The organism is Acidobacteriota bacterium, assembly GCA_028875575.1.
In the GTDB taxonomy this organism is placed as follows: Bacteria; Acidobacteriota; Terriglobia; order Versatilivoradales; family Versatilivoraceae; genus Versatilivorator.
The window spans coordinates 1-13,205 of record JAPPDF010000056.1 but is presented as its reverse complement, the minus strand read 5'-3'; the positions used below and the strand labels follow the sequence as shown (position 1 = coordinate 13,205).

At 59.8% G+C, this 13,205-nt stretch carries 9 protein-coding genes; 5 read left to right on the top strand and 4 right to left on the bottom strand.

The annotated features are described in order from the left end of the window. A complete protein-coding gene (locus OXI69_09180) occupies window positions 1-1,398 on the bottom strand; it encodes a sulfatase (GenBank protein ID MDE2666312.1) in 1,398 nt (465 codons plus the stop codon). Between the two features lie 414 nt (window positions 1,399-1,812). Between OXI69_09180 and OXI69_09175 the strand changes: the two genes are divergently transcribed. The 5 genes from OXI69_09175 (at window position 1,813) to mdh (ending at window position 9,631) form a co-directional block, all read left to right on the top strand. Continuing rightward, window positions 1,813-2,727, top strand: coding sequence for a TIM barrel protein (locus tag OXI69_09175; GenBank protein ID MDE2666311.1), 915 nt, complete (start codon window positions 1,813-1,815; stop codon window positions 2,725-2,727). Window positions 2,728-3,307: 580 nt separating this feature from the next. Then, on the top strand, window positions 3,308-4,873 hold the full coding sequence (locus OXI69_09170; GenBank protein ID MDE2666310.1) for a sugar ABC transporter ATP-binding protein: 1,566 nt from the start codon (window positions 3,308-3,310) through the stop codon (window positions 4,871-4,873). Between the two features lie 1,092 nt (window positions 4,874-5,965). Further along, window positions 5,966-6,928 carry an ROK family protein gene (locus OXI69_09165; protein MDE2666309.1) on the top strand — a complete coding sequence of 321 codons (963 nt, stop codon included), beginning with the start codon at window positions 5,966-5,968 and terminating at the stop codon, window positions 6,926-6,928. A 318-nt stretch (window positions 6,929-7,246) separates the two neighbouring features. Next, entirely contained in the window at window positions 7,247-8,494 is a 1,248-nt protein-coding gene (gene icd / locus OXI69_09160) for an isocitrate dehydrogenase (NADP(+)) (protein ID MDE2666308.1), read from the top strand. 210 nt (window positions 8,495-8,704) lie between these two features. After that, entirely contained in the window at window positions 8,705-9,631 is a 927-nt protein-coding gene (gene mdh / locus OXI69_09155) for a malate dehydrogenase (GenBank protein ID MDE2666307.1), read from the top strand. A 42-nt stretch (window positions 9,632-9,673) separates the two neighbouring features. On the opposite strand, the gene OXI69_09150 is transcribed toward mdh, so the two are convergent. The 3 genes from OXI69_09150 to OXI69_09140 form a co-directional block, all read right to left on the bottom strand. Continuing rightward, a complete protein-coding gene (locus OXI69_09150; GenBank protein MDE2666306.1) occupies window positions 9,674-10,753 on the bottom strand; it encodes a hypothetical protein in 1,080 nt (359 codons plus the stop codon). 24 nt (window positions 10,754-10,777) lie between these two features. After that, on the bottom strand, window positions 10,778-12,172 hold the full coding sequence (locus OXI69_09145) for an NCS2 family permease (protein ID MDE2666305.1): 1,395 nt from the start codon (window positions 12,170-12,172) through the stop codon (window positions 10,778-10,780). 162 nt (window positions 12,173-12,334) lie between these two features. Beyond that, window positions 12,335-12,814 carry a DUF2911 domain-containing protein gene (locus OXI69_09140; protein MDE2666304.1) on the bottom strand — a complete coding sequence of 160 codons (480 nt, stop codon included), beginning with the start codon at window positions 12,812-12,814 and terminating at the stop codon, window positions 12,335-12,337. Window positions 12,815-13,205: the final 391 nt, after the last annotated feature.

Genomic DNA, 13,205 nt, shown 5'->3' with positions numbered 1-13,205 from the left:
CTATTGCGTGTACCCCAGGCTCTTCAGGATTTCTTCGTCCCGCTTGGCGCGCTTCATGTCCGCCTCGGTCAGGTCGGTGGCCTTGAACCAAAGCTCCAGCGGGGTGGTCTCTTCAGTGAAGCGGTCGTTTTCGGAGCTGACCGACACGGGATCCAACTCATGGACGTCGCTGGCCAGATCGAAAATGAGAAGGGACTTCTCCCGAGGGGTCCAAACGGACTTGGAAGGGCCATTCAGCCAACCCAGGCGGAGTGGCAGCTTGGGGTAACGCAGCCAGGCCCAGGAAAAGGAGAGCCAGGAGGGGGTCCAGCCCTTTTTGCCGGCAAAGGTCAGGAACCGCACGGGATGTTCCGGCAGGGGATTTCCGTTTTGAATGGCTCCTGCCAGACTTCTTCCCACGAAGTTGGCCGGAATGGGGGGCTGACGTTGAGAGAGTCCCGAAAGATCCAGAATCGTAGGGGTTACGTCCAGCAGGCTCACGGGGGCGTCAATAACTTTTCCGGGTTCGATCCGGCCGGGGTACCGGACAATCAGGGGGACCCTCAGGATGGAGTCGTATAGGTGGCGACCGTGGCCCACATAGTCATGCTCTCCCAGGCTCTCCCCATGGTCGGACGTCAGAATCAAGAGCGTCGAGTCCCGGGCACCCACCTTGTCCAGGGCCCTCAGTAGCAACCCCAAGTGGTGGTCGACATAGCCGATTTCCGAGTCGTAGCGGCGAATGCGATCCTTCATGGCGGCGCTGATTTCGGGATGCGTTGCCGCTGCATGTCCATTGGTTGCCGGTTCTGCGAAACCCTTTCTCAGATGGTAGGGGGCGTGCGGATCGAAGTAATGCACCCAGAGAAAAAACGGCTCCACCCGCTGATCCTCAAGCCAGGAAATAGCCTGCGGCGTGACATCTTCGGCAAAGCGGCTGGAGTTCAGGAACTGATAGCGCCGCTTCATGTCCTCGTCGTAGATCTGGAACCAATGGGAGAAGCCGGTCAAGTGAGAAGCCAGTGGCCAGGCGCTTACGAAGGCCGCGTTGAAATAGCCGAAACGCCGCAGGATCTGGGGCAGGTAAAGCCACTTGGAGTCCTTGGGGATTGGGACCCCGTTGATGCGAACCCCATGCTCTTGCGGGTATCGGCTGGAGAAGAGCGAAACGTGGGAAGGACCGGTCAGGGGGATTGTGCAGTAGGCGTGTTCGAAGCGAACTCCCTGGGCAGCCAGAGCGTCGATGTTGGGACTGGTCTTGCGGTGGTAGCCGTAGCAGGAAAGATGATCGGCCCGCAGGGTATCGATGGTGACCAGCAGAATATTGGGCGGATCGGTCGCCTCGGAACGGTGCTGGCCTGCGGCCGGCAATGCTGCAATCAGCAGTGCGGTCAGGCAGCCAAGGGCTGTTGAATTCATGGCAACCTGCTGGACCGGAAGAAGCAGCCCCTCGCGGCGGAAACGGCAGAGCCTGCCCATCCCTGAGGATCAGCGGCTATTGTACGACAGATCCTTCACCCCGCCGCCGGAAAGTTTCGCGATTGGGGATGGGTTGGCAACGAGCGAGCAAATTTCACCGATGGCCGGACACGTCGGCTCTCAGTTCACGAAGGGGCGCGAACGGACGCGAAACCCCAAGATCGCGGTTTCGATCGCGAGGCGGCTGACGCCGGGTGATCGCGTTCCTTGACACCGGCAGGTCGCGAATCTGACAATCCTCGATCGGCCCCGGTTGAAACGGGGTTCGATTTGTGTATGATTTTGGGACGCCGCCGGCGGGCTGCACGGACGCGGCAGAATGCGAAGTTTCTTCAAGCGGTATAGGAGGTCCTGATGGATGTTTCCTGGAAAAAATACATGCAGGTCGGATTGGTTCATTTCATGGCCTTTCCCGAGGTTCTCACGGGAGAGGGGCCGGTGTTGGAGACATTGGACTCGGTGTTGACCGACGATTTCTTCGACGTCATTGAAATTACGACCATACGGGATCCCGAGGTGCGAAAAGCGGCGCGGGAGATGTTGGTTTCCAGCAAGATCGTGGTCACCTACGGAAGCCAACCGGTGCAATTGGTCAACAAGCTCGATCTCAACAGCCTGGATGCCGACACGCGCCAGGCCGCCGTTGAGCGCTGTCTTGCCTGCGTGGATGAAGCCGTGGAGATGGGTTGCCGCGGAGTGGCCTTTCTGAGCGGACCTCACCCGGGCGAGGAGAAGCGGCAGACGGCCACCGACCTGTTGGTGGATTCCTTCGACAGAATCTGCTCCCATGCAGCTTCCAAGGGCGACCTCAAGGTGGTGGTGGAAACTTTCGATTTCGACATCGACAAGAAGGCTCTCATCGGTCCCAACGCCGAGGCGGTGAGCTTTTCGGAGCGGGTGAGGCAGAAACACGACAATTTCGGCCTCATGCTGGACTTGAGCCATCTGCCCCTGCAGAGAGAAACCACCCGGTACGCGCTCCACGTTGCCAAGGATCACCTGGTCCACGCCCACATGGGGAATTGCCTCATGAGGGACACCGCTCATCCGGCCTATGGCGACCAGCATCCCAGGTTCGGCATTGCCGGAGGGGAAAACGATGTGCCCGAGGTGGTCGAATACATCAGAACCCTGATTGAAATCGGATATCTCAAAGAAAACCAGCCTCGCATCCTGAGCTTCGAGGTCAAGCCTCTGCCCGGCGAGAGCAGCCGGATGGTGTTGGCCAATGCCAAACGAACCCTTCGTGAGGCCTGGGAGCTGGTGTAGCCTGACGCTGAACGGACCCGCCGGCAAAGCCGTGCCGTAGATGTTGCGGCGTTGGGGTAGATACTCGCTGCCGGTGGCTGGCCCTCCCGTGGCAATTGACTGCTGATTCGATCGTTGAGACAGGCATCTGGTTCATGACAGCGTAGTCGTTTGGCACATACAACCTGGTCGTTTTGGTGTTTGCCTGCTTGCGGAACGCTCCACAAAACACTGACCACTGACAACTGATCACTAGTCCGCATTTCTCACCAGGGGGCATGATCATGGCGCAGGAATTTTCCCTTCAGCGCGTGCTCGCGACCGAAGAGCGTAGCGGTTTCTACGGTCGAGGGAGCCTGTGCGCGCTGAAGGGAAAAGGACAAGCCAGGGCATGCCCAGCGCCGTCTGTTACCTGCAAGCCCTTACCATGGAGCCAATCAAGGAACTGAAAGATAAACTACCTTTCGTCATGCCACCAGCGGCCTGGTGAGAAATGCGGGCTAGTCACTCGCTTCGATAGAGCGCCGCCTCTTGCCGTAAGAGCCGACTCGTCCTACGGTGCGGATCACGATTGGCAATCAAATAGTCGAGGGCGCAACCCATGCCGTTGCTCGAGATGCAGGCCATCACCAAGCAGTTCCCGGGAGTGCTGGCTCTCGACAAGGCTAACCTGGCGGTGGAGGCAGGAGAGTGCCACGCCCTGGTGGGGGAGAACGGTGCCGGGAAGTCAACCCTGATGAAGATCCTGTCCGGCGCCTACCAGCCTGACGCCGGCAAGATCCGCTTCGGCGGCCGTTTCCACCTGGTGGACTCTCCCATCGTAGCCAGGGATCTGGGAATCACCATGATTCACCAGGAACTGAACCTCCTTCAGGGGATGACAGTTGCGGAGAACATCTTCCTGGGACATGAACTGGCGCGGGGACCTCTGGGATGGCTGGACCGGGAGGCGATGGAACGCCGCTCCGAGGAGTTGCTGGCCAGCTTTGGCCAGGAAATGAGCGGCCGCATTCCGGTAAAGAGGCTCAGCCTGGCCCAGCAGCAAATGGTGGAGATCGCCAAGGCGTTGTCTGTGCGTTCCCGCCTCATCATTATGGATGAGCCTTCCGCCATCCTAACCGAACGCGAATTGTCCGAGCTCTTCAGCCTGATCGGTCGTCTCAAGGAGCAGGGCGTATCGGTGATCTATATCTCCCACCGGCTGGAAGAGATCTTCAATGTGTGCGACCGAACCACCGTGATGCGGGACGGTCGCACCATCGCCACCCGGCCGACCTCGGAACTGGACCGGGAGGAGGTGATCCGCCTGATGGTGGGCCGAGAGCTCAAGTCTTCGGTTCGGCGGGCCGCCCCCAAACCGGGTGCGGAAGTGCTCCGCCTGGAGGGAATTGGACAGGCGGGGAAGCTGGAAGACATCAACCTCAGGCTTTACCGGGGCGAGATCGTGGGGCTGACCGGTCTGGTAGGCGCCGGGCGGACCGAGTTGGCCAGGGTGCTGTTCGGGGTCGAGCTGCCCGATCGGGGACGGATGTTTATGGAAGGGAAGCCGATCCGGCCGCAGTCGCCTCGCCAGGCCATCGATCTCGGAATCGGTCTGCTGACCGAGGACCGCAAGTCTCAGGGACTTGTGCTCGGCATGCGAGTGCGGGAGAACACCACCTTGTCCAGGCTGGGCAAGCTGATGCGCTGGGGCCTGGTGGACTCGTTCAGGGAAAGAGAAAGCGTGCAGGATTTTATCAGGCAGCTGGCTATCAAGACCCCCTCGACCGAGGAGCAGGTGCGCAACCTGAGCGGCGGGACCCAACAGAAGGTGGTGTTGAGCAAGTGGCTCTTCACCGAGAGTCGCATCCTGATTTTCGATGAACCCACTCGAGGTATCGACGTCGGCGCCAAGGAGGAGATCTACCGACTGATGCTTCGGCTTGTCGGCCAGGGCATTGCCATTCTCATGATCTCCTCCGAGCTTCCGGAGGTTCTCAGGCTGTGTGACCGCATTCTGGTGATGCATGGTGGCCGCATTACCGGAGAGCTGTCCCAGGCAGAGGCCGATCAGGAAAAAATCATGGCCCTGGCGATGGGAGTGCACCCGCCGGCGGGCAGGGGAGTTGACGATTTCGGAGCCGAGGGGCCTGTTCAGCCTGAAACCGGTCCGTCATCGGGCGGATAGCCGCCCCCCGCCCCCGACGACGGGACGGATCATACAGAGCGAAACGGGAATGCTTCAGACGAGTGAAGAGTGGAGAGTGAAGAGCTATTCGCTCGACACGCAAAGCGTCTTGTCGGTCTCGACGCAGTCCTTGAGAAAGTGCAACCGGCTCATCAAGCGCTTGGCTGCTTTCAGCACCCTCTGCTGACCACTCTCCACTATTCACTTTTCACCTAGGCGCTCCGCCCTCCCCAACGACGGGGCGACTCATAGGGGCGAAACCGGGGTGTTTCAGACAAGTGCCACCCCTGCCCTGCCGTGCAGATCATTCGAGGGTGAAACAACGAATCTTCATAGCTTGCCGGGAACAAGGACCCTGTACCGTTGGCACGGTTTTCTATCTAATGAACATCGATGCACAGGATTAACAGGATTAGCCCGAAGAGAGCTTCCTGCACGAGAAGCCAGCTCAGGCGATGATCCCGTGCGGTTATGCGGATTCCCGGCATGAAGAGCTAGCCGTCTCCAGAAAAAATCCTGTAAATCCTGTGCATCCTGTGCATCGATGTGAATTAAAAATCTGCCCATGATTGACTTTGAACCGGTTTCCAGCCATTAGGCGCCGGTGTTTGTTTCAAATAAGTTCGGCCCCGCCCCCCGGCAGGGCGGATCATCCGAGAGTGAAACTATGGACGTTCATGGCCTGTCCGGAGTAGGGACAGTTTCAGTAAAACCGGTTTGTTGCATTTGAGAACATCGATACACAGGATGCACAGGATTAACAGGACGAGAGCTTCCTGCACGAGAGGCCAGCTCAGGCGATGATCCGGTGCGATTTTGCGGATTCCCGGCATGAAAAGCTAGCCGTTTCCTGAAACGAATCCTGTATATCCTGTGCATCCTGTGCATCGATGTTAATCAAAAATTTGCCACGCTGGACCTTGAACCGGTTACCAGCCAACAGAGGTCATGGGGGGAAGCCCACCCGGGAGCGCGGGCCGGGTTACCGGGCCACAGCCGTGTCGACGCGGCAGAGCCGTCCCGCTTCGTGTCCCTTCGTGATCCTTCGTGTGACTTCGTGGATCACTCTTTTTTAGTTTGTTTCAGGTAAGCATGAAGCGCTTTGCCATCGGAGTTGACCTGGGCGGGACCAATCTGAAGCTGGGAGCCATAGGGGAAAACGGCGACCTGCTGGAACACCTGGAAGTGGCGGCGGATGCTCGCAAGGGTCCTGAAGATGTTGTGGGTCGCATGTGCCGGGCCATCCTGGAACTGCGGGACCGCTGGGACGGACGTTACGCTCTGGCCGGGATTGGCGTGGCGGTGGCCGGAATCATGAGGCTGCCCCTGGGTCTGGTGATTGCAGCTCCCAACTTGCCGGGCTGGGCCGGGTTTAATGTTCGCAACCGGATCCGCCGGGAGATGGACGCTCCCTTTACCCTCGAAAATGACGCCAATGCCGCGGCACTGGGAGAGAAATGGATGGGTGTGGCCAGGGAAATGAACCACCTGGCCTTTCTTACCCTGGGGACCGGCATTGGCGGAGGTTTGGTCCTGAATGGCCGGATATGGCACGGAGCCAAGGGGATGGCCGCCGAGTTGGGCCACATTAACGTTCGGCCGGAGGGGCGCTTGTGCAACTGTGGCAACCGAGGTTGCCTGGAAGCCTATGCATCGGCGACAGCGGTGGTAAGGTGCGCTGCCGAACTGGCGGACTCCGGTCAGGCCAGCCCCAAGCTGCAGCGCCTGGTACGCGGGGAGGGACCGCTCACCGCCGATCGCGTCTACGCTCTGGCCCGGCAAGGAGATACATCCGCCAGGTTGGTGTTCCAGGAAATGGGCGCCGCCCTGGGTATCGGCATCGCCAGCTTGATTCACATCTTCGACCTGGAGGCAGTGGTGCTGGGAGGCGGAGCCATCGCGGCCTGGGACGCTTTTCAGAAGCCGATGTTCGAGGAAGTGAAGCGGCGCTCTTTCGTGCAGCAGGCGGATCCACGGCCGATTCTCAGATCCGGTCTGGGCAGTCGGGCCGGAATATACGGAGCCGCCTGCCTCGGATTTCAGGGCGATCATTGATCGAAGGAATGGTCACGCTCCATTCTCGCTCCCGATGGCGGGAATGGCGGCGCCTACCTTCCTTGACAGTCTTTTGTGAAAAATGTTACAAAGCGGCCTGCTTTTGCCCAGGCGCTTGCTGGTGGATGGTGGCCTATTGATTTGATCAGCGCGTTGAGCAATTTGTCGATCTCGGCTTAGTCATTCAACAAGTGGCCGCAAGCCTCCGGCGCGAACGACTCGGGCCTGGCGAAGAGCGTGACAGACCGCTCCGACTCCGCTTTTGGAAACTATCCACTAACCACTCTTCACCAATCACTTCTTGAAAGGTAGTCACCCATGTCCTTTAACGGGGTGGAGATCCCCAAAGAGGGATCGAAAATCGAGCTGGTACAGGGACAACTGAAAGTTCCGGCCAATCCAATCATCCCCTTCATCGAGGGGGATGGGACCGGCCGAGACATCTGGAGAGCCGCGGTGCGGGTCTTCGATGCGGCCGTGGACAAGGCCTGTGCCGGGAAGCGGAAAGTCTGCTGGTATGAGATCTTCGCCGGGGAAAAGGCCTACCGCAAGTTCGGGGAGTGGCTGCCCAACGATACCCTGGACGCCATCAGAACCTTTCGGGTGGCCATCAAGGGACCCCTGACCACTCCGGTCGGTGGCGGGATTCGAAGCTTGAACGTTACCCTGCGCCAGGTGCTGAATCTCTATGCCTGCGTTCGTCCGGTGAAGTACTTTGACGGGGTGCCGTCCCCGGTCAGGGCTCCCGAGAATATGAACGTGGTGATCTTCAGGGAGAATACCGAAGATGTCTACGCCGGCATCGAGTGGCAGCAGGGCAGCCCGGAAGCGGCCAAATTCATCGAGTTTCTGGGCGATAACCTGGGCAAGAAAATCAAGGCCGATTCGGGCATCGGAGTGAAACCCATCTCCATCACGGGGACCCGTAACCTGGTTCGCCGAGCCATTGGCTATGCCATCAGGCATGGCCGCAGGGTGGTGACACTGGTCCACAAGGGCAACATCATGAAGTTTACCGAAGGAGCCTTCCGGGACTGGGGCTACCAACTGGCCCGGGAGGAGTTTCCGGAGGAAACCATCGCCGAAGACGAGGTCTGGAGCAAGCATGGGGGAAAGGTTCCCGAGGGAAAGATCATGATCAACGATCGCATCGCCGACTCCATGTTCCAGCAGGTGCTCACACGCTCGGCCGAGTATGACGTTCTGGCCACGCCCAACCTCAACGGCGATTACCTGTCGGACGCCTGCGCCGCTCAGGTCGGAGGACTGGGGATTGCTCCCGGGGCCAACATCGGCGACGAATACGGGGTTTTCGAAGCCACCCACGGGACGGCTCCCAAATATGCCGACCGGGACGTCATCAATCCCGGGTCGGTTATCCTGTCGGGGTCCATGATGTTCGAGCACCTGGGTTGGGCGGAGGTTTCGCAATTGATCGAGGAGGCGTTCGGCCGCACCATCCAGCAGAAGAAGGTCACCTATGACCTGGAACGGCTCATGAACGGGGCCACCAAGTGCAGGACCAGCGAGTTTGCCGACGCCATCATCCAGAACATGGGGACGTGAAAAGGGGACGTTGTTGAATTACTGGAATAACTGCGATCAGCCGCTGCTGAATTGCTTTGATTCAATAGCGTCTTCTATGTGTTCCTTACAAGTCATTCCAGTAATTCAACAACGTCCCCAGGCTCACAGGGGAACCCACGGCCACAGCCGGGCAGGGAACTGCCATGTTCCCAACGGGGACTGGCCGCGGAACCGAGAGGAGCGATGTCGATGAGAAGAAAAGTGACGATCGTGGGTTCAGGAAATGTCGGCGCCACCGCCGCTCATTGGATCGTGGACAAGGAATTGGCGGATGTGGTGCTGATCGACATCGTCGATGGCGTGCCCCAGGGGAAGGCGCTGGACCTGCTGCAGTCGGGACCCGTGGAAGGATTCGACTCCCACCTGGTGGGAACCAACGATTACAGCGACTCGGCCGACTCGGACATCGTCGTCATCACCGCCGGACTGCCTCGAAAACCGGGGATGAGCCGGGACGACCTCCTGATGAAGAACTACGAAATCGTCAAGGGGGTCACCGAACAGGTGGTCAGGTACTCCCCCGGATGCATTCTGATCGTGGTCAGCAATCCGCTGGATGCCATGGTGCAAACAGCCTACAGAGTCTCCGGCTTCCCCAAGAACCGGGTGATCGGCATGGCGGGCATTCTGGATTCGGCCCGGTTCAGGACCTTCATCGCCCAGGAACTGTCGGTTTCTGTGGAAAATGTCCACGCCTTTGTGCTGGGTGGACATGGCGACACCATGGTTCCGATGCCGCGTTACTCCACCGTGGCGGGAATCCCCATAACCGAGCTCCTGTCTCAGGAGCGAATCGATGCCCTGGTCGATCGCACCGCCAATGGAGGCGCTGAAATCGTGGGCCTGCTCAAGACCGGGAGCGCCTACTATGCTCCCTCGGCCGCGGTGACGGAGATGGTCGAGGCGATCTTCAAGGACAAGCGCAAGATTCTCCCCTGCGCCGCCTTTCTGGAAGGGGAATATGGAGTGAATGGTCTCTTCGTGGGGGTGCCGGTGAAGCTCGGCCGGAACGGAATCGAGGAGATCGTGCAGATCGATCTCCGTCCTGAGGAAGATGCGGCTTTGAAGAAATCGGCGGCCGCCGTAAAGGAACTGGTCGAGATTATCAACGTGTAGCCGGCCCACTCCCTCCTGCCATGGACGGCGCCCGGTCCTACATCATTGCGGTGGCGGCAGTTTCAGGCGAATGACCTCGTAGCGTTCCACGCGGTCGAAGATCTTCCCCGGAAAGAGCCAACTGATCAGCAGTCGCAGCAGACCGAACATCACTCCCGCCACCAGCGTGATCGCGATCACTGCTCCCACGTAAAGGAACACGCTCAGCATCATGTGTCCCACCGACAGGGGCTCCGCCTTGGGGTCCCAGCTCACCGAGGAAACATAGGAGACCTTGTCCAGGAAGGACGAGGCGATCTCCGGGTCTGTCGAATCCAGGACCATCACCACCAGAGGACCCTCCCGCTTGTAGAAGACCTGCCAGCCGGGGTGCTGCCGCATCAACTGCTGGTAACCGCTTTGGAGATACTTGCCGGCCAGTTGCTGGGTGGGATAGATCATCAGCAGGATCCTGGCCGACCCGTTGACCGGCCGGTAGTCCGCCAGCAGGGCTTCGGCTCCGTGGGCCAGACCGAAGAGGTCTTCCTGCCCCAGCGGGATCCTGAGGCTCAAGGCCTGATGCCCCATGAGGAACACCTCGCTTCCCGGGACCAGGTGTTCCCGAGGCAGATAGTCCACAAGCGAGGGAAGCGCCCAGTCGTCAGGCAGCGACCGGGCCAGGAACCGGGCAGCCTCAAGGGCCGCGGCACGCCCGGCGGGCAGGGCGGAACGCCGGATCCGGACGTAGAATCGGCTTTGAGCGAAGGCCACCCAATCATCGCTCTCTTCGGCCAGTCGGGGGAAGCCATCGGGAACCCGGGAATCGGGCTTCCTGAAAAGGGTGAAGAGTCCATAGGCGGCCGGGGCGTCCAACATGCGATAGATCCGGATATCAATGGAACGGTTGCGGCAGCGGAGCTCTTGCCGGCTGAGATCGCGGAATCCGTACTCCGTCAGGATCCGGGATTCCCCGGGTTCGAATGCAGCCGGATCGGGGAGGGTGTGTCGGGCCAAGGGACCCAGGGGCGCGCAGCCGGTCTCCTTGGTCAGCCTCTCGAAGAGCGTTTCCGGTTCGACCGGCGTGCCGGCTGCAGGGCGAGGCAAGGCCAGCCCCAGCAGTACCAGCATGAGCAGTAGTTTCACTTCTTTACCTGTTCCGAGTTCAAGCTAGCCCGAAAGGACGAAGTAAACCGCAAAGGCAACGGCGGCCCCTACCATCAGAGCGTGGAGTTCCCGGTGCTTGCCAGACGCCAGCTTCAGAAAGGTGTAGCTGATGATTCCGGCCCCGATGCCGTTGCTGATGGAGAAGGTGAAGGGCATGAGCAGCAGGGTGAGAAAGGCGGGAACGCCTTCGCCAAGACGACGCCAGGAGATGTCCTGCAGAGCGCCCATCATCAGGAATCCCACCAGGATCAACGAGGGGGCCGTGGCCTGCTTGGGAACGATCCCTGCCAACGGACTGAAAAACATGCCCAGCAGGAAGAGCAGGCCCACCACCACTGCGGTCAATCCGGTGCGTCCGCCTGCCGCGATCCCGGCCGCGCTTTCGATATAGGTGGTATTGCTGCTGCAATTCGACAGTCCTCCCGCAACCGCGCCCAGGGAATCAACCAGCAACACCCGGTGGACTCCGGGAAGTCTTCCGTCCTTCTGGAGGAAACCTCCCTCTTCTCCCAATCCAACTACGGTTCCCATGGTGTCGAAAAAATCGGTGAGCATCAGGGAAAAGACGGCCAGGACCGCCGAAAGCAGCCCCAGATGCGGGAAAAAGCCCCAGTCCCAGCGGCCGAAGATCGCCTCGGGGCCGGTCAGTCCCTGAGGAAGCCCAACCAGGCTGGAGGGCACCGTGGCTGCGCCGCCAAATGCCTGTGGGTTGCCGAACCCGGAATTCAGAAGAATGGCCACCAGGGTGGCGGACAGGATCCCCCAAAGCAGGGCCGCCTGCATTTTGCGGGACATCAGCCAGAGGGTCAGGAAGAAGCCGAAGAGGAACGTCACTATGCCCAGGTCGTCCGGATTGCCCAGGGAAAAAGTACCGCCCTCTCCTCGGGAGATCAGGCCGGCGTTGCTGAAACCGATGATTGCCAGAAACAGACCGATTCCTGCGCCAATGGATTTCTTGAGCGGGGTAGGGATGGCATCCATCATGGCTTCGCGAAACCGGGTCAGCACCAGAACCAGAATGATGAGGCCCTGCAGAAAGACCACCGTCATGGCCTGGACCCAGGTGAGTTGCAACTGGCCGACCAGGTGGAGGGACACCACGGCGTTCAATCCCATTCCGGGAGCCAGGGCAAAGGGGTAGTTGCTGAGCAAGCCCATGAGTATCGAAAGCACCCCGGCGGCCAGGCAGGTGATGCTCAAGACAGCTCCCGACGGCAGGGTGGCTCCGGTCGAATCGGGGATGTCTCCCAGAATCGTGGGATTGACGAAGATGATGTAAGCCATCACCAGGAAGGTGGAGAGGCCGGCGCGGGCCTCCACCGCCAGGGATGTCCGGCGCTGGCTCAGCAGGAAGGTTCGTTCGAGCCAGCTCTGGGCGAATGATGGGTTGTTAACCATAGGTGAAAGAAAGGGCGGTTCCGGAAACAGGCTGCCGGCAGGTTGATGAGCCCGTTTCCCCGCAAGCGCTTTCCATCATTTCGACCGGGGCAGGCGGTTATTGCGTTCCAGGTAGAGAGATCGGTCGGGACAGCGATGCACCGCTTCGACCGGCCTCGACATTCAGGGTGCGGTAAATTCAGTGATGAGACTCAACTTGCCCCACAACACCTTTAAGGTGCCCGCTTTCTGCTCGCCCTCGAGCCTGAGGGAGAGGCGGTCCACCTCGGAGGAAGTCTCCTCCAGCTTCATGGGAACCTCGGCCACTTTGGAATAGTCGGTGCCGTTGATTTGCAAGTGCCATTTCCCTTCCGCGACAAACTTGGCTCTCAGAATGTAGGTTCCCCGGGCCACGGAGCTCTCCCCGAATTTCAGTCCCACCTCGGTGGTCAGGGTGGTGTCCCCGTCCGCTCCCAGGCGCCAGGTCTCGCCGGGATAGATCATTGTCTTGATGTCCCGTCCCTTGAGCGAGGGGCGTCCGTATTCGATGGTGACCGTGCCATTGTCCAGTTCCAGGCTTGTCTCCCCGCGGGGGTTGACTTGTGCATGGAGGATTGGCGTGGATAGGATGAGCATCAACGCACCCGGCAAAAGCTTCTTCATTGCGTTCTCCTTTTGGCTTCCGGAGGTCCGTAAGATTACCTGTCTTCCTGGCAGATTCCGGCCATTATACAGCCGCCCGAGAGGGATTGACAATCGGCCGCGAGCAGGAGTCGTGTTTGACGTCATATAAAGGGAGCTGTGCGTTCCGTGGCAATGCTGTTAAATATCCGCCTTCGCGGCTGCGGGTTGTGAGGGGTTTGGAGCTGCTTTCGACGGCGGTCCCATCACTTCCGATACTGGCGCGCTGCTGTCGCTTGACCGCGCCCCGGCTGCATAAGACGGGTTGGTTCAAAGGTTTGAGACGGGGGTGTTCAAGACTGGACCGGATTCCTGATCTGAGCGACGCGGAACTTCAACTTCTTGTTGGGGGAAGATGTCGGGAAGGGATTGA

Bases quoted from the DNA above. Each gene is read 5' to 3' on its own strand.
- OXI69_09180 (MDE2666312.1), bottom strand. From the start codon at position 1,398: ATGAATTCAACAGCCCTTGGCTGCCTGACCGCACTGCTGATTGCAGCA.
- OXI69_09175 (MDE2666311.1), top strand. From the start codon at position 1,813: ATGGATGTTTCCTGGAAAAAATACATGCAGGTCGGATTGGTTCATTTC.
- OXI69_09170 (MDE2666310.1), top strand. From the start codon at position 3,308: ATGCCGTTGCTCGAGATGCAGGCCATCACCAAGCAGTTCCCGGGAGTG.
- OXI69_09165 (MDE2666309.1), top strand. From the start codon at position 5,966: ATGAAGCGCTTTGCCATCGGAGTTGACCTGGGCGGGACCAATCTGAAG.
- icd (MDE2666308.1), top strand. From the start codon at position 7,247: ATGTCCTTTAACGGGGTGGAGATCCCCAAAGAGGGATCGAAAATCGAG.
- mdh (MDE2666307.1), top strand. From the start codon at position 8,705: ATGAGAAGAAAAGTGACGATCGTGGGTTCAGGAAATGTCGGCGCCACC.
- OXI69_09145 (MDE2666305.1), bottom strand. From the start codon at position 12,172: ATGGTTAACAACCCATCATTCGCCCAGAGCTGGCTCGAACGAACCTTC.
- OXI69_09140 (MDE2666304.1), bottom strand. From the start codon at position 12,814: ATGAAGAAGCTTTTGCCGGGTGCGTTGATGCTCATCCTATCCACGCCA.